At 45.2% G+C, this 22,469-nt stretch carries 13 protein-coding genes; 6 read left to right on the forward strand and 7 right to left on the reverse strand.

Going from position 1 to position 22,469, the window contains the following annotated elements; translation table 11 throughout:
• Window positions 1–98: 98 nt before the first annotated feature.
• On the forward strand, window positions 99–2,447 hold the full coding sequence (locus tag NG821_RS01515) for a glycoside hydrolase family 3 C-terminal domain-containing protein (RefSeq protein WP_252759898.1): 2,349 nt from the start codon (window positions 99–101) through the stop codon (window positions 2,445–2,447).
• 403 nt (window positions 2,448–2,850) lie between these two features.
• Window positions 2,851–3,714 (forward strand): helix-turn-helix domain-containing protein, encoded by an 864-nt coding sequence (locus tag NG821_RS01520; protein WP_252759899.1) that lies wholly within the window; start codon window positions 2,851–2,853, stop codon window positions 3,712–3,714.
• Window positions 3,715–3,974: 260 nt separating this feature from the next.
• Here the strand turns inward: NG821_RS01520 and NG821_RS01525 are convergent, their stop codons facing one another.
• Entirely contained in the window at window positions 3,975–5,168 is a 1,194-nt protein-coding gene (locus tag NG821_RS01525; protein ID WP_252759900.1) for an MFS transporter, read from the reverse strand.
• 282 nt (window positions 5,169–5,450) lie between these two features.
• On the opposite strand from NG821_RS01525, the gene NG821_RS01530 reads away from it, so the two are divergent.
• The 4 genes from NG821_RS01530 to aspA all read left to right on the forward strand — a co-directional run bounded on the left by NG821_RS01530 (window position 5,451) and on the right by aspA (window position 10,649).
• The gene (locus NG821_RS01530; protein ID WP_252759901.1) at window positions 5,451–6,797 is read left to right on the forward strand and encodes an anaerobic C4-dicarboxylate transporter family protein; all 1,347 of its coding nucleotides are present in this window, start codon (window positions 5,451–5,453) and stop codon (window positions 6,795–6,797) included.
• Between the two features lie 78 nt (window positions 6,798–6,875).
• Window positions 6,876–7,925: an L-asparaginase 2 gene (gene ansB, locus NG821_RS01535; RefSeq protein WP_252759902.1), complete on the forward strand. Its 1,050-nt coding sequence runs from the start codon at window positions 6,876–6,878 to the stop codon at window positions 7,923–7,925.
• Between the two features lie 12 nt (window positions 7,926–7,937).
• The gene (locus NG821_RS01540) at window positions 7,938–9,146 is read left to right on the forward strand and encodes a porin (RefSeq protein WP_252759903.1); all 1,209 of its coding nucleotides are present in this window, start codon (window positions 7,938–7,940) and stop codon (window positions 9,144–9,146) included.
• Window positions 9,147–9,230: 84 nt separating this feature from the next.
• A complete protein-coding gene (aspA, locus tag NG821_RS01545) occupies window positions 9,231–10,649 on the forward strand; it encodes an aspartate ammonia-lyase (protein ID WP_252759904.1) in 1,419 nt (472 codons plus the stop codon).
• 113 nt (window positions 10,650–10,762) lie between these two features.
• Here the strand turns inward: aspA and NG821_RS01550 are convergent, their stop codons facing one another.
• The 6 genes from NG821_RS01550 to NG821_RS01575 all read right to left on the reverse strand — a co-directional run bounded on the left by NG821_RS01550 (window position 10,763) and on the right by NG821_RS01575 (window position 22,466).
• Window positions 10,763–13,159 carry a DUF4982 domain-containing protein gene (locus NG821_RS01550; protein ID WP_252759905.1) on the reverse strand — a complete coding sequence of 799 codons (2,397 nt, stop codon included), beginning with the start codon at window positions 13,157–13,159 and terminating at the stop codon, window positions 10,763–10,765.
• A gap of 72 nt (window positions 13,160–13,231) precedes the next feature.
• Window positions 13,232–14,272, reverse strand: coding sequence for a glycoside hydrolase family 53 protein (locus NG821_RS01555; protein WP_252759906.1), 1,041 nt, complete (start codon window positions 14,270–14,272; stop codon window positions 13,232–13,234).
• Window positions 14,273–14,287: 15 nt separating this feature from the next.
• The gene (locus tag NG821_RS01560; RefSeq protein WP_252759907.1) at window positions 14,288–15,631 is read right to left on the reverse strand and encodes a DUF5111 domain-containing protein; all 1,344 of its coding nucleotides are present in this window, start codon (window positions 15,629–15,631) and stop codon (window positions 14,288–14,290) included.
• A gap of 11 nt (window positions 15,632–15,642) precedes the next feature.
• Window positions 15,643–17,226: a RagB/SusD family nutrient uptake outer membrane protein gene (locus NG821_RS01565; RefSeq protein WP_252759908.1), complete on the reverse strand. Its 1,584-nt coding sequence runs from the start codon at window positions 17,224–17,226 to the stop codon at window positions 15,643–15,645.
• A gap of 10 nt (window positions 17,227–17,236) precedes the next feature.
• On the reverse strand, window positions 17,237–20,146 hold the full coding sequence (locus NG821_RS01570; RefSeq protein WP_252759932.1) for a SusC/RagA family TonB-linked outer membrane protein: 2,910 nt from the start codon (window positions 20,144–20,146) through the stop codon (window positions 17,237–17,239).
• Window positions 20,147–20,471: 325 nt separating this feature from the next.
• Complete coding sequence (locus tag NG821_RS01575; RefSeq protein ID WP_252759909.1) at window positions 20,472–22,466, reverse strand: RagB/SusD family nutrient uptake outer membrane protein; 1,995 nt, start codon at window positions 22,464–22,466, stop codon at window positions 20,472–20,474.
• Window positions 22,467–22,469: the final 3 nt, after the last annotated feature.

A 22,469-nucleotide genomic window follows, 5' to 3' on the forward strand; every position in this document is an offset into this window, starting at 1 on the left:
TTTCTCTCCCGACAATGCAGATTTTGCTATTTCATAGAGGGTAATTTAAAATTATTATTTACCTTTGTAGTTATTGATCCAAAATAACTGTATTACAGATGAAAAACAAAACAATTCCACTCGCTCTTTTGGCGATTTTTTTATCAACAACGACTATGGCACAAAAAATCCCCCAATTAAATGCGAAAAACATTGATCAGGTGATCAGTGCGATGACCTTAACAGAAAAAGCCCAACTCCTCGTCGGGGGCGGAAACAGTGGCTTTGTAGGGAGCGGTGCAATGCTCGGGCACCAAGAAAAACTTGTAGCCGGGGCAGCAGGCATCACAGTTGCGATACCTCGTCTAGGCATCCCGGCGACAGTCCTCACAGACGGTCCTGCAGGCGTGCATATTAATCCTACCAGGGAAGGCACTTCACAAACTTTTTATGCTACGGGGTTCCCTGTAGGGACTTGCCTTGCTTCTACATGGAACACCAATCTTGTAGAAAAGGTTGGAAAAGCTATTGGAAACGAGGTCCTCGAATACGGATGTGACGTGATCCTGGGCCCGGGAATGTGCCTGCAGCGCAATCCGCTGGGGGGACGAAATTTCGAATACTATTCTGAAGATCCCATTGTCACTGGAATTATCGGCACAGCTATGGTAAACGGCATCCAGAGTCAAGGTGTCGGCACCAGTCCCAAGCATTTTGCTGTCAACTCACAGGAGGGAGATCGGACACGTGTAGATGAGCAGGTCAGCCAGCGGGCTTTACGAGAACTCTATCTGAGAGGATTCGAAATCATGACCCGCAACAGCCATCCATGGACTGTCATGTCTGCCTACAACAAAGTCAACGGCACTTACTGCCAAGGCAACAAAGACCTGTTGACGAATGTCCTGAGAAAAGACTGGGGATTCAATGGTATTGTGATGACTGACTGGATCGGAGAACGCGAAGATCTGCCGGTATCACAAGAAGTGGCAGCCGGCAATGACCTGCTGATGCCCGGCTATCCTGTACAGGTAGAAGACATTGAGAAAGCTGTAAAAGAGGGCAAACTGTCTATGGCGGATGTGGACAGGAATGTCAGGAACATGCTGGAATACATCGTCAAGACCCCTCGCTTCAGAAATTACAAGTTTACCAACAAACCTGACATGAAGGCACACGCTACTGTCACCCGACAGGCCGCGACTGAAGGGATGGTGCTCCTGAAAAATGACGAACAGACTTTGCCGATCAGGAATCTGAAAACAGTAGCCCTTTTCGGTGTCAACTCCTATGACTTCTTCAGTGGGGGCTTGGGCTCCGGCTGTGTCAATGTCCCTTATGTCGTGAACATGGTACAAGGACTGAAGAACGCCAATATCTCTACGACCCCTCAACTGACAGAAATCTATACCGACTACATCAAATATGCCAAGGCTAAACTCCAAGCCGATAAAAATCCGGAGATGTGGTTTCTGGATCAAGGGCAGCCCAAACTGGATGAGATTTCCGTCACCAAGCGTTGCATTGAGCATGAACAGCCGCAGGCAGACGCTGCAATCATCACCATCGGCAGACAGGCAGGCGAAGGTATGGACAGGTCCATTGACGGAGATTTCAATTTAAGTCAACAGGAACAGGACCTGATCTCCAACGTCAGTGACATCTTCCATGCCGCCGGAAAGAAAGTCATCGTGATCATCAATTCCGGTTCCTCGATAGAAACTGCCAGTTGGCGTGACCGTGTCGATGCTATTCTGGTCGCTTGGCAGCCGGGAGAAGAGGGCGGAAACAGTGTTGCCGATGTCCTGACAGGAAAGGCAAACCCATCCGGAAAACTGACCCAGACCTGGCCGATTTCTGTAAATGACGTTCCATCAACGAAGAACTTCCCACAACAGCCGGATTACTATAACCTGACGGAAAAACTCGCTTATAAGGTTGTCCCCGGAATTAATTTCACTAAACACAATGAGGACATCTATATCGGTTACCGCTATTTCGATACCTTCCGTAAGAAAGTTGCTTACCCCTTTGGCTACGGACTGAGTTATACGACTTTTGCTTATGGCAAACCTACCGTCAAGGCTCATGGTGATCAGATCGAAATAAGAGTGACCGTCAAGAACACCGGAAAGACGGCTGGAAAAGAGGTTGCAGAATGCTATGTGACAGCTCCCAAAGGTGCCTACGAAAAACCGGCTAAGGAGTTGAAGGCTTTCGCCAAAACCCAGTTACTCTCTCCCGGACAAAGCGAGACGCTGAAGATGACCGTTGCCAAGAGAGACCTTGCCAGTTTCGATGAAGCCGGCAGCCAATGGAAGGCCGATGCCGGGACATACATCTTCGGAGTAGGTTCCAATGTAGAGGACATCAAGGGCACCGCTTCTCTCCAGGTGAGTGAATATACGGAAAAGGTCACCAACTCACTCGCCCCGAAAGCCCCATTACAACTGCTCCGGCAAAAATAATAGAGGTACTTTCAATACTGACCGGATATAAAGTCCGGTTGTCATCTTTTGGAAAATAGAAGAAAGAAGTTTGAAACATCCCGTTTTCAAACTTCTTTCTCTTTTTTATATCATCAGATCAATAGCCACCTAATCGATGCCTAACTTAGAAGCTATTAAATACCATGTCATACAAGAAATCGTGTTTTTAAGAAAAATAATGTACCTTTGCAATATTTTGATTACTGACACAAGCAATCTTTTTAAAGGGAAACCATTTAAAGGTTATCCCTCATAAAAGAGGAAAGAGTTCTCTGCGTCCGAAAACTATCATCTCTATTCTGCAAAGATACAGGGAAGCAACAGACACAGGACCCGTTAGATCCAGACACATTCATTTCATTTGGAGCAAATACGCAAGTTTATGGAAAAGCATCTTTATAACCTACAGGAATTTTCCCTGAAATATCAGCTAAAGACAGTTTGGGGGGCAGAGGTAGCCTGTCTGAACTTTTTCGCCCGGTCTTTCACACAGAAAAAGTCGACGTCCTTTTGCTTGAACTTCTATAGCATCTCCCTTATCAAAAAGGGAAACATTACGATCAAGATCAACAATACCCCACTCACCTTAAAAGTCGGCCAACTCCTCTATCTCTCGCCTTTCCAATTCCTGACGATACTCGAAACCTCACCGGACATCGAAGTAGAAAGCATACTCGCCACTCCCGAATATTACGAGCGAGCCTTGAGTTCAGCCCATGATTTCACCTTGGGACTCATAGACATCTTCAGCGTCTATACCCTCGATAAAAGTCAGCAAGACGAATGTCACCTTGCCTATAATGAACTCCGCCATTTCATCAACAGAGAACATATTTACCAAGGGGAAATCATACAGAATATTATCCACATCATTCAATTTCTTCTTTCCGAACTGACTTTGCAAGGGACTCCACAGCCCCATGATGCGAGTCATAAAGAAGAAATTTACCGCATATTCGTCTATCTTGCCTCCAAATATTTCCGCAAAGAACGTCAATTGAAATTCTATGCAGACCACTTGAATATTACCCCCACCTATCTGAGTCGTACCGTTCGGGAGATTTCAGGCCATACCGTTTATGAATACCTGATGAGTTTGACCTATAATGAAGCCTGCTCTCTATTGAAGACCACCAGCAAGACTATCGGAGAAATCGCAGACATCCTGTCCTTTCACGACCAGGCAGCCTTTTCCAATTTCTTCAAGCAACGCGCCGGAATGTGCCCGAACTCATTCAGAAAATAAGACTACAGTCTCGGTGTGCCTTAGCCTTGCCGGCAATCCCCCTCTCGAGAAACATCCAAACCATTATGCAGCATATTGGTATACCATTATGGTGCATTTTGGTACACCATTATGCTGCATTTTGGTTACACCTGATTTCGGAAGTGACTTGTCCTGATTATGGCAGGCGCTTTCTACCACTATCATAAGAACCCTGCAAGGACACATCCTATAAGAGTCATACCGGATAAACGGCTGACTGACTAATTATGAGACTTTACTCAACGGTTTGCTGAATGAGACAACAGATGATGAGCTATAGATATCAGAAGGGATATAACAGCCATACCTGTGCCCGCGATGCATACACCGGTCCAACCAGCCCATTTCCATCCCAAGCCAGCCAGAAATGTACCCAAACTTCCACCAATAAAATAAGTTGTCATAAAGACCGTATTCACCCGGTTACTGGCTTCAGGTATTTCTTGGATACATCCGCTCTGATTGCTCAGTTGAAGGCATTGGAGTCCTACATCTATCATGATAATAGAAACGATCAACCCGATATAGGTATCACCGAAGAAAAAGGCAATAGCCCAAGCCACGATCTGAAGAATAGCACCGACAAAAGAGAAATGCCCTATTCCATAACGGGGAATATACTTCCCTATTCCTGAAGCCGCCACTGCTCCGCCAATGCCGCAAGCCCCCAGCATGCCAACCTTTTCACTCCCCGCATAGAAAGGTGCCTGGGCTAAATGGAAGGAGAGGCATGACCAGATGGACAGCATAGACCCGAAGCTGAAAGCAGCCCGGACTGAGTTCATCCTGACGCGGGGATGATTTCTCACGATCTTCAAGATGGAATGCATCAGTGAAAGATAATTTCCACGGAAATTAGGTTGTATATCCGGCATCAACCGGACAGAAATCACACAACTGATGACCATGATAACCGAAGCGATGAAAAACATGGACCGCCATCCCAGCCAGTCCCCTATATAACCGCTTATCACTCTCGCAGCCAAGATGCCGGTCAATAGTCCGGACAACACATAACCTATATTTCTGGCTTTATTTTCAGGACTCGAGAATTGACCGGCTATAGGGATAAACAACTGTGGTATCACTGAGCAAACCCCGAGGAAGTAGGAGGCGACCCATACCAGAACGATATAGGGTGCAAAACCGATGACTGCAGACAATACGGCTGCAGACAACATACAAACTAAGATGATCTTGCGGCGGGAATACAGGTCTCCCATAGGAATAACCAAAAACAATCCGGTAGCATAACCGACTTGGGTAATGACGGAAATCAGATTCGCCTCCACTTCTGTAACAGACAAATCTTTACGGATCAATTCCAACAGAGGCTGATTATAATACAAGTTGGCTACTGACAAACCTGCCAGTACAGCCATCATTAGGATAAGAGACCGGGAGATCCCCTTATTTTCTTCTAGTTTTAACATAAAAACAATCTTATTCTCTTTTCATTGCACAAAGATACAACATTTAAAGAGAATGCGCAAATGATAACCCTGAAATAGCGAGAAGTGTCACTTTGCTCTATTATATGACCATTTAAAGAATATACGTAATACCATGCCCTTGCATATCCTTTATTTCAAGTCATACAACATTGCATTATGTCACAATACAGTTTCGTATTTTACAAAATTAACTCAGCTTTACGCAACAACATTCTCAGAAAGTAGGGTTATCTTTGCCCGCGAAATAAAAAAATAGTATGTATGATGACTACCTTGATATTATTTGAATTCCTTATCGTACTGCTCTTCATATTTATTGGAGCAAGGACAGGCAGTATAGGTCTCGGAATTTATGGTATGGTCGGAACATTTATCCTCGTTTTTGTATTCGGCCTCAAACCCGGAACACCTCCTATAGATGTCATGCTGATTATCGTCAGTGTCATCTGTGCAGCTGCGTCACTGCAAGCTACCGGAGGTATTGAATACTTGGTAGGATTAGCGGCAAAATTTCTCAGGAACCATCCCAGTCATATCACCTTTTACGGTCCCCTTTGCACTTGGCTCATGTGTCTGGTCTGTGGCACTGCCCACACCTCCTATTCTCTTCTGCCGATTATATCAGAGATCGCCACGAATGAGAAGATACGTCCGGAGCGTCCTCTCAGTGTCGCTACCATAGCTGCTTCATTGGGGATCACAGGAAGCCCGGTATCCGCTGCAACAGCAGCCCTACTGAGTTCAGAACTATTGGGAAGCAGGGGTATCCAACTCAAGGATATCATGCTGATCTGCCTTCCTGCATCTTTCATCGCCATTCTCATTGCAGCCTTCGTGGAAAATTTTGTAGGAAAAGACCTGGAAGATGATCCCGAATACCAACGGCGCATAAAAGAAGGTCTCATCAACCCCGAGGAAGACAAGAAAAAGATGGAGAAGATAAAGTTCAACCCCAATCCACGTGCAAAGTGGGCTACACTAGTATTTTTTGTAGGTGTCTTTTTGGTAGTATTATTTGGATTAGTCCCCTCTCTGAGACCGCATTTTATGATCAACGGAGTTTCAACTCCTGTGGAGATGTCTCAAACCATCGAAATGGTCATGATGTCCATCTCTGCACTCATCCTCATTGTCAGTAAGGCTAAACCACAAAAGGCCGTTCAAGGAAACATATTCGCCGCAGGTATGAACGCAATGGTTTCCATTTTTGGTGTAGCATGGATGGGAGACACCTTTTTCAATGGCAATATCGGATTCTTCAAAACTCATATCGCAAGTATAGCAACACAATACCCCTTCCTATTTGCCATAGCCCTGTTTATCATGTCTATCATGCTTTTCTCTCAAGCAGCGACAGTCCGCACACTCTATCCACTTGGACTGGCACTGGGAATCAGTCCTTTGGCATTAGTAGCCATGTTCCCGGCCGTCAACGGCTATTTCTTCTTCCCTAATTATCCGACTGAGGTCGCAGCCATCAATTTTGACCGTACGGGTACGACACATATCGGGAAATGGGTCATCAACCATTCTTTCCAGTTGCCCGGATTCATCACAACGGTTGTGGCCATCGGAATAGGGTTGCTGGTCATACACCTCTTCTATTAGAGATGAGATCGGGAGAACCACAACTGGAAAAATAATAATAGTCACAGAAATTCAACATTCAAATATAAAAAAATCATTATGAAAGAAATACGCAGTATCATTTTACTTTGCATCCTATTAGTGAGTGCAACACTTTATGCCAAACCAAAGATCCGCATCATTGCTACCGGGGGTACGATAGCTGGTGTATCGACCTCTTCTGCCTCCTCAGCATATACTGCCGGACAAGTGGGCATCCAGACTCTCATCGATGCCGTACCACAGATCAAAGACCTGGCAGACGTCAGCGGTGAACAACTGGTCAACATCGGGTCACAAGACATGAACGATCAGGTGTGGCTCAAACTCGCCAACCGCATCAACCAACTCTTGAATCAGGAAGGTTATGACGGTGTCCTTGTCACACACGGTACAGATACCATGGAAGAGACCGCATATTTCCTTGCCCTGACCGTACATTCAGACAAGCCTGTCATCCTGGCTGGCTCCATGAGACCTTCCACAGCTATCAGTGCCGACGGTCCTGCCAACATTTACAATGCTGTCGCAGCGATCTGCACTCCCGAGTCTCATAATCGTGGTGTCATGGTCTGCATGAACAACCAACTCTTCGACGCCAAATCAGTTCTCAAGACCCACACGACTGACTGCGCGACATTCAAAGGCGGCATTGCCGGAGAAGAAGGCTATGTCTATAACGGCAAAGCCTATTATCTCTACAAACCTGAATTCAAACAAGGCACTGCTTCCGAATTCAGTGTAGAGGGAATGAAAGAACTTCCTAAAGTAGGTATCGTCTACGGTTATGCCAACTGTTCCCCTCTGCCAATACAGGCATTCGTCAATGCCAAATTTGACGGTATCATCGTGGCAGGTGTCGGTGACGGCAATTTCTACAAGGATGTTTTCGATGTTGCTGTAAAAGCCCAGGGCAATGGCATTCAGATCGTCCGCTCAAGCCGCGTGCCGACAGGTCCTACTAATCTGAATGGTGAAGTGGATGATGCAAAATACCATTTTGTAGCTTCGCTCAACCTGAACCCTCAAAAAGCCAGAGTCCTTCTGATGCTGGCCCTCACCAAAACTCATGACTGGCAGCAAATACAAAAATATTTCCAGGAATACTAAATCTTATATACAATGAAGAAACAAATTCTTTTATTCTGTCTGGGACTTACACTCAGCTCCACTACCCTTTATGCACAAGGCGACAATACCGGGTATGGCGGCAACGAGAACGGCGACTATGAATCATTAGCTCATCGGGTCCTCAATTTGGAAAAAAAGAATGACATGTTCAATGTCTACTTCAACTACTCCTACAGTTTTCAGGAAGAGCGCGATGCCGACAAGCAATGGGGTTCCCATTTTGCCGACAAACAACTCCGACTGGAGATTAAGGGTAACCTGACCGACCATCTGTACTACCGTTTCCGCCACCGGCTGAACAAATCGACTGATGCACAAAGTCAGGATAATTTCGCAAAGGCTACAGATATCATGATGGCCGGCTATCGCTTCAATCCTAAAATAAGTGTAGAAGCAGGAAAGATGTGTCAGATATGGGGTGGATTCGAATTTGATGAGAATCCGATGTACATCTATCAGTACTCTGACATGGTAGACAATATGGACAACTTCATGGCCGGTGTTGTCGTCAACTACAACCCGCTGCCTTCTCAAACCTTTTCTGCTGAAATCAGCAATGCCTATAATGGCAAGTTTGCTGACGAATATGGCACAGAGGCAAAGAGTGTAGGCAGATCGTTGGATGATGTCTCTCCTCTGACCAAAGCCAAGAATCCACTGACTTACATCGTCAATTGGAACGGAAATTTCTTCGGAGACAAACTCCAGACGAAATGGTCATGGGGTATCCAAACGCAAGCGCAACATAAATACAGCCGTATGCTCGTTCTCGGTCAGAAGTTGAATCTCCCGACCGTACAATGGTATGTGGACTATATGGGAGCCTTCGACGGACTCGACCGTTTGAAAATAGCCTCAACTGATTTGGCAAGTTCTCTGAAACCTGGCACTTACTTCAGTGATGTCCACTATAATTCCTTCATATCAAAGGTCAATTGGCAATTCACTCCTCGATGGAACTTTATGGCTGAAGGTACTTACGAAACCGCAAGTGTACAGCATATCGAGAAATTGAAGAACTACAAAAAGAGTATCGGTTACATCGGTTCCATCGAGTACTATCCCCTCAAGAAGCAGGACCTCAGGGTTTTCCTGGCCTATGTCGGGCACAACAATGATTTCAGTCATAAATGTGACTTGCATAGTTACAGTACGAGTCGCATAGAACTGGGATTCATGTACAGAATCAAAGCCTTCTAAAGACTTCATTATTAAATATAAATACAAGTGAAGATCTGCCACAAACTGACGATTCACACTTCCAATCATTAAATATTATCAATTATGTCAGAAGAAAAGAAATTCAGAATCGAATCTGATTTGCTGGGTGAACTGAAGATCCCCGCAGATGCTTATTATGGCGTCCAAACACAACGTGCTCTCAACAACTACCATATCTCCCGTAAGAAAATGCGCGATTACCCAGACTATGTCATCGCTATCGCCTATGTCAAACTGGCTGCCGTCAAGACCAATATCAGTCTGGGAGTTGTCAAAGGTAAGGTTGGGGCTGCCATTGAGGCTGCCTGCCGTGAGATCATCGATGGGAAACTCCATGACCAGTTCCCCATTGATATGATGCAGGGCGGTGCAGGTACCTCGGTCAACATGAATGCGAACGAGGTGATCGCCAACCGCGCACTGGAAATCCTCGGACACCAAAAAGGAGAATACCAGTATTGTGACCCGCACGATCAGGTCAATTGCGGACAGTCTACAAACGACGTCTATCCGACAACGATCCGCTATGCCCTGATCAGGATGAACAAAAACCTGATCGGGAGTTTGACGAAACTGATCGGTGCCTTCAAGGCAAAAGGCAAGGAGTTCTCCGATGTACTGAAGATGGGGCGTACCCAGTTGCAGGATGCCGTTCCGATGACTGTCGGTCAGGAGTTCAACGCTTACGGTGACAACCTGGAAGAGGAAGTCCTCAACCTGGACCGCAACGTCAAACTCTTACATGAGATCAACATGGGTGGAACAGCTATCGGCACCGGATTGAATGCAGTTCCTGGATTCGCCAAACTCTGTGCCGAAAACCTGACAGCTCTGACCGGTGAAACTTTCATTTCTTCACCGGACTTGGTGGAGGCAACACCGGATACGGGGGCTTACGTCAGTATGTCTGGTTCTCTGAAACGACTGGCTATCAAACTCTCCAAAATCTGCAATGACCTGCGCCTGATGGCTTCAGGTCCTCGTTGCGGACTCAATGAGATCAATCTTCCGCCAATGGCACCGGGGTCAAGTATCATGCCCGGTAAAGTCAATCCCGTGATTCCAGAGGTAACTAATCAGACCTGTTTCAAGGTGATCGGCAACGATACTACTGTAAATTTCGCAGCAGAAGCAGGACAGCTGGAGTTAAACGTCATGGAACCGGTCATTGCAGAAAGTCTCTTCGAGAGTCTGTGGTGGTTGCACAATGCAATAGATACCTTGATCGAGAAATGTATCAACGGGATTACCGTCAATAAGGATCATTGCTACAACATGGTCAAGAATTCTATCGGAATCGTCACTGCCCTTAACCCTTACATCGGTTATGACAACAGTACGGCTGTAGCTAAAGAGGCTTTACAGACCAACCGTTCCGTCTATGACATCGTATTGGAGAAAGGATTGATGAAACAGGAAGAACTGGATGCTGCCCTCGATCCGAAAAACATGCTGAAATCTCACCGTTTCAATAAGAATTGATTTAGACCTAATTAGGCTTTTTAATACAATCCAAAAAGGATAGTATTCGTGATGAATGCTATCCTTTGTTATTTTCATCAGGTAAGAGACGCCTCTCTTAGCTGATCTTGTAGTCAATCGTTACGAATTGCAATCTGTTTTGACATACCCTTGTTATCCGAAACAGTCAACTGAATGATTCCCTTTTCCTTTCCACCCCGAACGATCACGACCAACTGGCCATGAAAGAGTTTCATCCGAGGTTGTTTGAAGGATTCCAAAGAAGTCGGATCACCATTGCAGACAGCCTCAAAAGTTCCGGGACCGGTCACATTGAAGGACAGTTCTCTATCGTCCTCAGGACATGCCGTGCCGGATTTGTCGACCATGGAAACTGTAATGAAGGACAGATCCTCCTCATTGGCAGTAAGAGTGTCTCTGTCGGGGGTCAGGATGAGATGATCTGGCGTTTCTGCCGTACGGATAGTCTCCTGACCTGCAACTTTCCCGTCTTTATCATACACGACGACCTTCAACTCACCAGGTTCATAAACCACCTGATTCCATCTCAAACGATAACGGTCATAAAGCGATTTGGGATTCTTCTTGATCCTCCCCTGACTCTTCCCATTGACAAAAAGTTCAGCCTCATCATAATCCGTATAGCAGTATACCGGTGTGATCTTTCCTTCGCGTCCCGGCCATGTCCAGTGAGGCAGCAGGTGGATGGTATGCTCATGCGTATTCCAGACACTACGGTAAAGGTAATAGACATCTTTAGGCAGACCGGCGAGATCGCATATTCCAAAATAACTGCTGCGGGAAGGCCAATAAGTATCATACGGTGTAGGTTCTCCGAGATAGTCAAACCCCGACCACACAAATTGCCCGATCGTGTAGGGTTTGTCATCCTGCACTTCAAAGTCAACATCAGGCAGATTACTCCAAGAACAGTACTCCGTATCATAACTGGAGCATTGGCCGTCAGGATAAGTCAGGTGATCAGAGAAGACAACAGGAAACTTATATACACCACGGCTACTCACGGTAGAAGCGGTCTCGGAACCTAAAAGAAATCCCTGTGGCAACTGACTGATATTCTTATCATACTTAAAAACTCGATAATTGAAGCTTGGAACATCAAGAGACTGTGCGAAACCTGATCTCAGGGCATCTTCAGCCCTGTCCAGTCCCTGAGTAACCGGTCGTGTCGGATCAAGACGATGGCAGATCCCCTCCAGCCGTTTTGTGATCTCCACTCCCAAAGCACTTCCCTGCTCCGGAATTTCATTCCCTATACTATACATGACGAGCGAAGGGTGGTTACGATGATTCAACACTAAATTCGTAATATCCTTGTCTGCCCAATCCTTGAAGAAACGGGAGTAGCCGTTTTTACATTTCGGGTAGATCCACATGTCAAAACTCTCGGCCATCACCATCATCCCCAAAGAGTCATACACTTCCATCTGCATTGTAGAAGGCATATTATGAGACGTGCGGATGGCATCACAACCCATATCTTTCAGGATCTTCACTTGCCTGATCAAAGCCGCCTTATTCACTGCCGCCCCCAAAGGACCGAGATCATGATGCAGGCAAACGCCCTTGAACTTACGGCTCTGCCCATTCAACACAAATCCTCGCTCTTTCGAGAAAGAGATGGTTCGGATGCCCACCTTATCGACTCGTCGGTCAATCAACTGTCCCTTATGGTAGAGGCACTCCTCCAATTGGTATAAGTCTGGTGTTTCAGGAGACCATAACTTCGGGTTCCTAACTTGCAGCAAAGCTTCAGCCTTTCCTGAAGCCGATAGAGGTTGACTCATGGCAGCAACCTTTTCTCCCAAAAGATCCGAGAGCGTCAGGCGCAATTCATACTGTTCACCTTTTCCTACTCCGGTAACTTCAGCAGAGACAGCAACCTCAGCATTGGCGGAATCGGCTTTCAAAGTTCGGATGAATGTTTTCCACCGATCCAGGTAAGTATCACCTGTCATCATGAGGGTAACCGGTCTGTAAAGACCACCTCCGGGATACCAGCGACTGCTCTCAGGCAGGTTTTGCAAATGGACCTCGAGTTGATTAGGCCGTCCGTCATGGAAGATATACGGTGTCACGTCTACCCTGAAAGCATTATAGCCATAGGCCCAATATCCGGCCTGATGTCCATTGACCTTTACCACAGGCTCGCTCATAGCGCCATCGAAATGCAGCACGGCATGGCGGTATGTGGCAGGGACCGAGAAAGTCCGCTTGTAATACCCTTCGCCAATCCAAGGCAAAGCCCCGGAACGACCGGACTTCTCAGACTTCTCAGTTTCACCATTTTGGGTAATGGCTACGAGTTGCAGATCCCATTTCTTGTCAAAAGGACCGGCTATAGCCCAATCATGCGGGACACTCACCTTCTCCCAATTCTTGCCATCTCGGCTGAACAGCCAGCCGTCGGTGAGAAATTCTTCTTTCCTCACTTGGGCTGCAGCCGCCAAAGAACAAAGCAGTAAAATAGACAGTAATCTAATCTTCATGATCTCTAAAATACATTGATCTTAATTCTTACACGAGGTGACAACTGAATGCTGTACAGTTTCAGACCTCATTCATTTCGTGCCGAAGACATCCAGAGCAGACGTTGGTCTCCCGCTATTGTCAAAGGTGCCTTTGGTATACCCGTTCCATCCGTTGTAACATTCAGGTTCCCAATAGAAGACACCCAGACAACAGTCGAGTGCGCGGGCACCGGTGACCAGTTGTGTCATAAAGTCCTTGGCATAAGTTGCATCCCATGACGTCCCCGTCTCACAGACCATGATTTTACTGCCATAGCGCTTGTTCAGGGTGGTCATGTTAGCAAGGCAATCCGTGACAGCCTGTTGCCAGTTCGTGTCGTCCGGGTAGAGAGACATCCCGATAACATCCCACTTTGCACCGTCATTCTTCAGTCCGTCAAACAGCCAAGTATAATAACTCAGGATGTTGCCCCCGTCAATATGTACGATCACCTTTGCGTCAGGATACACGCTCTTGACGGCATCATATCCGGCAGTGACAAGTTGGGAGAAATTCTTGGTATTCCCGTCAGAAACTTGTCCAACAGGCCATAGCATACCCGTGCGCGTCTCATTGCCGACCTGAACCCATTCCACAGAATCAATACCATGATCTTTCAAAGTCTGGAGAACGTCTTTCGTGTGATCAGCCACTGCCTGTTTCAACTCGTCAAGGTCATAATCTTTCCAAGCCGCAGGGGTAGTCTGGCTTCCTGGATCTGCCCATGTATCAGAATAATGGAAATCGATCATCAACCGGAGACCAAGGTTTTTGGCACGAATGGCTTTCACCAGGACATCCTGCTTGTTGCACCATCCGTCTGTAGGGTTGACCCAAACCCTCAGACGAATCGCGTTGACACCCATATCGCGAAGCAAACTCATACATTCTGTCTCACGACCGTTCTTATCATAAAATTTATCTCCTGAAGCCTCCATCTGTGTCAGCCAACTCACATCCGCACCTTTGGCAAAGCCACTCATATCATAGGTTTTGGCTGTTTGCGGTACGGTGTCGTCATCACTGCTACAAGAAAACAATGCGGAGGTGGCAAGGCACAACAACAATAATTTGAAAAATATATGTTTCATCTGATTACCCTTTCATTATTCTTTATAACTCCATTTCATCGTCTTCAGATTCACTGTCACAGTCAAGGTCGTACCCGCGGTGAAATCATCTTCGAACCAAAGATTCCAGGCATCACTTGCAGAAGAAAGACTGTAGAGATCTGAAGACGTCGAACCGTACCAAATACCGTTTTCCGTATCTACAACTTTAAAATTCTCCCATTGTTGGGGTTTGTAGGTTCCGGTGTATATGCCCTCGGAGGATTTCTTAAGTGTAGCCATAACCGTAGTCCCATCAGGGGTATACATCACCAACTGGGACGGCATCTTTACAGTTTCACCTCCACCGGTATGATCACCTTCGGAAATGGTATAATGGAATTGTGCGTCAGAGCCGATAGCCAAGGTGACCGTATAAGTCCCGGCTGTTGCCACCGTCGTATCAGGAAGTTGTAAGGTCTCCCCAGTAGAAGCATCCGTTCCGGTAGTTTTGTTATACAACTGGGCATCTGCTGTCGCCTGAAGAGCTTCTTGAGCCTTTGTCGTCTTGATTACCAAACTCCAGGAATCATTGTTACTGTCGTAAGTCATACCCTCACCATTCAATTTGATGCTGGTCAGGTTAGCGGCAGACCAACTGCCCTCTTTCGTATCCACAGTAACCAGCCAATCGCCACTTCCTCCTGAGAACCAGCAGTTCCAGGCATCAGAAGCGTTGGAGAGTTCAAAGGCATGTCCGTCCATAGCATAATTGCCCCAAAGTGTACCGTCGTTCTCAAGGAACCAACAGTCTTGCCATGCAGATGCAGCCATATAACCTGTATAGACACCATTCTCGGTAGGAGAATACAAATAAGCTACGGTGTCCTTTTTCTCCTTGTCAAGTACAGACATGCGGTTCAGATGAATCGTATAAGGAGTAACCTGTACCTGGCAGACATTACTGTATGCCGAAGTCATATTGTCCCCCTCGGTACTTCTTACACGGAAGTACAGAGGAGAGGCTTTGCTTTCGGTGAGTCCAAGGCTTTTGGCAAGTGTATTCAGGTCTGAGCCTAAATAGGCTTTGGAAGGTGTCATAATCCTATTTTCACTGAATTTGGCGAAATCTTCAGTTGCGGAAACCTGAAGATAAGTCTGTAGCACACCGTCAGGTGCAGTCTTGGAAGAATCAGAAGACAACAGTTCCGGAGTATTCCACACCAACGAGAGCACAACGGAAGAATGACTTGAAGGAGAGAGGACGACGTTGTCCGTGGAAGCCACCAAATCGGAAGCGGCAAATCCCCTCAAATAGATGTCATCTCCATCTTTGTCACAACTGCAGAAACCAACTGCGACAACTAATAGAATCCAAAAATGTAATATCTTAAATTTCATAACCACGTCCTTTAATAATTATCATTGTGTAAATTAGGATTTGCCGTCAACTCATTATTTGGAATCGGATAGATATTGTATTTGCTGTCTACGGCCATGCCATCTTTCGTTCCACCCTTCCATTGCCAGAGGTACTTGGAAGTGGTAAATTCATTGTAGCGGATCAGATCAGTCCGACGGACAGATTCTGTATAGAGTTCACGGGCGCGTTCATCCAAGATGAAATCCAAGGTCAATTCATTTACCTTTATATCTCCGCTTGTATCTCCATAGGCTCTTTCACGAAGGCGGTTAACATACTCCAGCGCCTGGGCAAGGCTTCCGCCCGTTCCACCTCTCAAGACGGCCTCGGCATACATGAGATAGACATCAGCGAGACGGAACATCGGATAGTCAGTATCCACACCGCCATCAGCAGTCTTGGAAGCTGCTACTCCCTCATCGTTCAGATTCGTCCACTTCACGGGGAAATAACCTTGGGACTGGTCATCTATGACATCCAGGTATTGGCTTTGACCTTCGGTATAGAACATGAACCGTTTATCACCTTGAGCAAACTTGGAAGTCAGTTCACCACGAGCCCTGAACATGCCCCAAGCACTCTGTACGCCATATTTGGAAGGATCCAGCGTAGAAGAGGAATTCCCAAGTTCTCCACAAACGATATATGTTGTAGCGCCCCATGACACGGTATGGACAGCGTCTACAGGAAGACCGAAGATAATCTCATTCGTACGTTTATCATTATCTGCATTGAAAAGTTTGGCATAATCACTCTCCAAAGAATAGCCTTGGGCGATAGCCTTACTACATGCATCGATACATTCAGTATACTTGGGTGTACCGGTATAAACTTCAGAGTTCAAGTACAATTTGGCGAGCAATGTGTATGCGGCCCCTTGTGAAGCTCTGCCATAAGGACATTCCGATGCCGGATACAGATCAGGGATAATGGCTTTCAACTCGCTCTCAATAAAATCAAAAGTTTGTTGCGGTTCATAGCGGGGGGGCGTATAACTCCCTACAGGATCATTCTCGCTGACGAAAGGTATATAGCGGAACAGATCCAAGGCATGATAGTAGAACATTGCCCTCATGAATCTGGCCTCTGCACGATAATGGATCAGGCTGTCCTGACCTTCACTCGAAAACTTCTTAATGGCATCATCACTACAATTGCGCAGGAACTCATTGCAAAGAGCAATATTGTAATAGATCCGGTAATACATATCTGCGACCCAAGGGTCATTTGCATCCCAAGTCAAATAGGTGATGTCACTCGTCTTGTCCCCCGACAACCATGTACTTGCGATCTCATCCGTTCCACACTCCTGAAGATTGAAGAAACAGCGTAAATAGTCATAACCGTTATTGGAAGTCAAATCCGGGTTATCCCCACCCTTACCCTGGCCGTTAATGACCATGGAAGTATAAATTTTGCCAAGAACGTCACGATAATTAGATACTGTAGTGTATACTTGGTTGGAAGTCGTTTCGGTATGGGGATACTGGTCCAAATCTCCTGTACATGAAACCAAAGTCAACAGGAATGGGGTCCAGATAAGAATCAATTTATAAATAGATTTTATTTTCATGATTTTAATATTAGAATTGAAGTCCGACACTTAATGAATAAGTCCTTGGCCGAGGATAGAAGCTCTGGTCTATGCCATTGGGAACTTCAGGATCTACTCCATCATATTTGGTGATCGTGAATACATTCTGCATGAGCCCGGACACTGTGAGGTTTGATATCCACTTGTTGACTCTCCCGAAGTTATAGGTCAAACTCAGATTGTCCATTTTCAGGAAGGACGCATTTTGAACATAATAGTCCGAAAGATACTGACGGGTCTGGAAACCTGTCTTCAGATAACTTCTGTTTAAATTATTCAATTGATAAGAATTGTAGCTGACGGTCTCCCAGGCGCCCGTACTCATTGCCATGGAATTGAAGACATAATTGCCAATGTTTGCCCTCAAACTCGTACTCAGCGTGAGTTTCTTCCAACGGACACTTGTGCTGAATCCCATAATGAAATCCGGAGCCGCTGATTTATAATGATACAGATCGGAAGAATTGATTACACCGTCATGATTCAGGTCTGCATAGGCACCTTCAATCGGCTTGCCTGTTTTCTCATCATACAACTGATGATAGACATAAAACATGTAAGGTTCGTAGCCTTCCGTCAACACCTGAAACTGATAGGCATCCACAGACGGACCTACCAAAACGTTAGTAGCCGTCGCACCTTTGACCAAAGAGAGGTTTTTCACCCTCATCTTTTCCCATGTCAGATTATAACTTACATTCCATTCCCAGTCCTTCGTCTGTATCGGAACGGCACTGATAGATGCTTCAATACCATGAGAGTCGACATTCCCGACATTCGTCAGAATGCTTTTTGCGAAATTGGTCCCGGCAGCAGAAGGTACTGTTGCCAACAGGTCTTTCGTCTTACGGCTGTAATAGTCAAAACTGCCGGAAATACGGTTGTCCAAGAACCCGAAATCAAAGCCATAATCCCAGGAATGTGTCGTTTCCCACTTCAGATTTGACACATAAGCTTCAGGACGATAGGTATTGACGTATTGACCGTCCATATAAGCCATGGCGCCCTCAACACTCTGAGTATAAACGGGCAGATAATTATAATTACCGATGCCGTCCTGCTGGCCTGTTACACCATAACTGACACGAAGTTTCAAATTACTCAGCACCGGATTGTCTTTGAGCCAGTTTTCCTGTGTCAGAATCCAACCTAATGCGACAGAAGGGAATGTACCCCACCTATTGTCTTTGGAAAATCTGGAAGTTCCATCCCGACGGACAGTTGCCGTCAACAGATATTTACCACCATAAGAATAGTTCAAGCGGCCATAATAAGAGAGGAGCACATGCCTGTAATCACTCGCCTTGACAGTAGAAAGGACATCTCCCTTCGCATCAAGCGTATTGTACTGGGGCGTTGCACTCTTCCAATATTGATAATCATATCCGGCCGTAACATCCACATTACTTTTAGCCGGCTCAAAATAATGAGAATAATTGGCATAGAGCGTCAACAGTCTATTCGTGTTCTTTTGCGGACCATAACCGTAATCTTCACCAAAAGTCGTGAAATTAGATGCAGCCGTCAGGGGGACATAAACAGTTCCCTTACCTTCTGCCAAGTCTGTTGCTAAAGTGGCATGAAGTTTCAAATCAGGGAAGAAATGGACCTTATAATCCAAGTCCAAACTCCCGATAAACCGCTTGATTGTGGATTTAGACGTATATTGGTCTACCAACCCTCTAGGATTACATACGCCTCCGTTAACAGGTTTTCCTGTAGCATCGAGTGCTTCATTGTAGCCGCCGTAAGTCTGGTCTGCCACATATACAGGAATTGTAGGGTTGTACGTTGCCGCAGCCCAAATAGCACTACTATTATAAAATTGGTTGTTATTATACGTTCCCTTCGCATTTACGGTCACGTGAAGGTGATCTTGGAAAAAAGAAGGGTTCAACACCACATTCCCTGTCCAGCGTTCGGCATTGTCATTTCTGACCAGACCATCCTGATTAAAATAACCTGTCGATATACGGAAAGGCAGGAATCCGGTCTTCCCACTAATACTCAGGTTATTATCTGTTCCAAAGGCAGTATGATAAACTTGTTTGTTCCAATCTGTATTGTCAGTACCTAGCAATTTCTGTTGGTCAGACGTCCCATTTGCCATGATCGTATTGACAAATTCATCCCTGCTCATCATATCAACAAGCTTTGTACGGGTCTGCAAACTATTGGTCGTCGAGAAACTGATCTTCGGTTTTCCCTGACTCCCCTTTTTAGTGGTAATGATGATGACGCCATTAGAAGCACGGGAACCATAGATAGCTGTAGAAGAAGCATCCTTGAGGACAGTCATAGTCTCAATATCATTAGGATTGATCATACTCAGGAAATTGCTGGAATTACCTGAGATACCTCCACTTTCCAAAGGCACGCCATCCAGGACAATCAACGGGTCATTACTTGCATTCAGAGAAGCCCCCCCACGAATACGAATCGTGGAGCCGGCTGTTGCCGAACCCCCATTTGACATGATCTGGACACCAGATACCTTTCCGTTAATCAATTGTTCCGGTGAACTGACCAGTCCTTTATTAAAATCTTTAGACTGGACAGTAGAGACTGAACCCGTCAAATCACTCTTACGGGTCGTTCCATATCCGATCACGACGACCTCATTCAAGGATTTCTGATCAGGTTGCAACTGAATATCCATCGCCGAAGAAGTGACGGGTACCTCTTTGGTCACATATCCCACATAACTGACTGACAAAGATTTTGTATTATCAGGTATAGAAATTGTAAAGTTACCATCAAGGTCAGTGATGCCACCGCTCTTGATTCCTTTTGCTGTGACCGTAGCTCCGATAAGGGGAGAGCCATCTGAAGCGTCTCTCACTGTACCTTTAATAGTTCGATTTTGAGCAACTGCTGATAACGAAAAAAAGAACAGCATTCCCAATAGCCAAGAAAGCCTTGGAATTAATTTTTCCTTCAATTTTTCCATGTACGGTTTTTAGTTTTTAGTTTAAATGATGTCCCAAAATTATATATAAAGGTAACTTCAATGAGTCTTATTTTGGACAAAAGCAGTCACAAAACAGACATCACAGGGTATACTGCCCTTCAATTAACTCTTATTAACTAAAAACCGTCTCAATTCAGTCTTTAAAACACTTGTTGTCTCAATTTAGACTTTAAATCAACACATAAAAAGAGGTGACCATCACTTTCGGTAGCCACCTCTTTCAAACATAATTCAACCCCTATTTCGGTATTTATCAATTATTATATCCTGGATTTTGAAATGCAGTCTTTTCATCATCTGTCATTTGTAAAGCATCTATTTGCCCTTGTGGAATAGGCCGAAGATAATCCTGTGGTGTTATTGTACGGGTAATAACTTCAGGATTATGATCTCCTGCTTGTATGCCACAGATACTATAAGTACCAGCTTTAGTTGCCCAAGTTTGTGTACGCACAAGATCCCACCAACGATATCCTTCGCCAAATAATTCTCGACTACGTTCTTCTAGAATATAATCAACCGTAATAGTTGCGGGGGTTTCAGCAACCATCTCCTTACTATAATCAGCCACTTTTACGCGTTGTCGATTATTGTCATAAGTCCATACTCCTGCGCGCGCCCTGATGACATTAATCAAGTCTCTTGCAGAAAATCCGCTTTGAGTTTTCGCCCCTTTTACTGCCGCCTCAGCAGCAATAAAATAAAGTTCCGAAAATTTCAGAATTGGATAAGGACGAGGACTATCACCATTAGGTTTGCCCAAACCTGTACCATTATCTGTACGGTAAATGCCGTTTTTCCAATTATTCAGATAAGCATAACGACTAATCCCTGAAGGATTAATAACATAGTCAGCTCGTCCTGGCAATACTCCTGCCCCTACATTACTGTAGCCTGCACTACTGGACCCATCTCCTGCGACATTTTTTGTTCCAGATACTGGATAAATTACATTAGGATTATCTTCATCGAGGAATGTTAAAACAGAGTCTTCCGGTGCAATTGGAAGATTATTCGCATTATACATAACTTTAACATCTTTCAGATCACTAGTTTTCTCCCAATTACCTCGAAACTGATATGCAAAAGTTCCATCATATCTAGAATCGTACTTTTTATCTGCAAAAATTTTAGTCGACACTTCTATTGGCGTTGCCATTTCCTTCCAAGGACGATCTTTCCCTTGGACGGCCTCACGTTGAACTGTACGTGTTTTGTCCCAACTAGTAGCACTCTTTGAACTTTCCAAGAAAGTGTAATCCCAACGACACATCCATCTTGCAAAATTACCTGGGGAAGTTCCACTAGAATAATCTGCATTCGTTCCTCCATCATAATAACTACTATTTTGTGTATGATCAGCATAGAGCAAAATTTCATTATTACGATCATTATTACCTACATTAACCAAGTAGAAAGACTTCTGTAAACCAAAAGGACCTGGGTTTTGAATAGCAGTTAAAGCTATATCATATGCCTGTTGGAAATACCACAAGGCATCATGACCATCAGGATCCGTGCGATCGCTTTCAGGATAAGTAGGGATATTATTAGGATTTTGTAGCCACCAGCCATAAGTCAAATATGCCTTTGCTAGAACTAGACGAGCGGCTGTTTTAGTAACACCCCCAGTCACTCTACCCGTTTCAGGCAAATTTTGAATGGCCGTAATCAAATCAGGGAATACAGCTTTTGTATATATTTCAGGAACAGTATTACGCTTAGAAATACGAACGGCATTCGTATTAAATTTCAACTCTCCAGCACCTAAGTCAAGAGGTACACCTCCAAAAGTCTGTACCAGTTCAAAATAGTCCAAGGCGCGGAAGAACCTTGCTTCAGAGAGAAGAGACTCACTGATACCAGCAGAGGAGCCATTTTCCAGTACACCACTGGCAGTATTGATGTCCGTAAAAGCCACATTCCAGAGAACGTCAGCACGACAATTAGAAGCATTTAGATCTCCCTGTCCGGACATATCAATCGGAAGGTCATTCCCGTTACCCCCGTGTCCGTATGTATATTCATCCGTACCAGTCTCATTAGCAATCAGCCAATAACCATTACCCCAATAATACCGAAGATTAGCATAAAGAGCCGTAATACCCGCCTTGACACCAGCCTCAGTCTTAAAATATTCTGGAGTATAACCTTCACGGTCTGTTTCCTCTAAAATATTAGAGCATCCCGAAAAGGTGATCCCCAGGACTAAAATGCCCACTGCTATTTTTATACTGTAATTTTTCATTAT

Source organism: Segatella cerevisiae, assembly GCF_024054555.1.
Taxonomy (GTDB): Bacteria; Bacteroidota; Bacteroidia; order Bacteroidales; family Bacteroidaceae; genus Prevotella; species Prevotella cerevisiae.

Bases quoted from the DNA above. Each gene is read 5' to 3' on its own strand.
- NG821_RS01515 (WP_252759898.1), top strand. From the start codon at position 99: ATGAAAAACAAAACAATTCCACTCGCTCTTTTGGCGATTTTTTTATCA.
- NG821_RS01520 (WP_252759899.1), top strand. From the start codon at position 2,851: ATGGAAAAGCATCTTTATAACCTACAGGAATTTTCCCTGAAATATCAG.
- NG821_RS01525 (WP_252759900.1), bottom strand. From the start codon at position 5,168: ATGTTAAAACTAGAAGAAAATAAGGGGATCTCCCGGTCTCTTATCCTA.
- NG821_RS01530 (WP_252759901.1), top strand. From the start codon at position 5,451: ATGATGACTACCTTGATATTATTTGAATTCCTTATCGTACTGCTCTTC.
- ansB (WP_252759902.1), top strand. From the start codon at position 6,876: ATGAAAGAAATACGCAGTATCATTTTACTTTGCATCCTATTAGTGAGT.
- NG821_RS01540 (WP_252759903.1), top strand. From the start codon at position 7,938: ATGAAGAAACAAATTCTTTTATTCTGTCTGGGACTTACACTCAGCTCC.
- aspA (WP_252759904.1), top strand. From the start codon at position 9,231: ATGTCAGAAGAAAAGAAATTCAGAATCGAATCTGATTTGCTGGGTGAA.
- NG821_RS01550 (WP_252759905.1), bottom strand. From the start codon at position 13,159: ATGAAGATTAGATTACTGTCTATTTTACTGCTTTGTTCTTTGGCGGCT.
- NG821_RS01555 (WP_252759906.1), bottom strand. From the start codon at position 14,272: ATGAAACATATATTTTTCAAATTATTGTTGTTGTGCCTTGCCACCTCC.
- NG821_RS01560 (WP_252759907.1), bottom strand. From the start codon at position 15,631: ATGAAATTTAAGATATTACATTTTTGGATTCTATTAGTTGTCGCAGTT.
- NG821_RS01565 (WP_252759908.1), bottom strand. From the start codon at position 17,226: ATGAAAATAAAATCTATTTATAAATTGATTCTTATCTGGACCCCATTC.
- NG821_RS01570 (WP_252759932.1), bottom strand. From the start codon at position 20,146: ATGCTGTTCTTTTTTTCGTTATCAGCAGTTGCTCAAAATCGAACTATT.
- NG821_RS01575 (WP_252759909.1), bottom strand. From the start codon at position 22,466: ATGAAAAATTACAGTATAAAAATAGCAGTGGGCATTTTAGTCCTGGGG.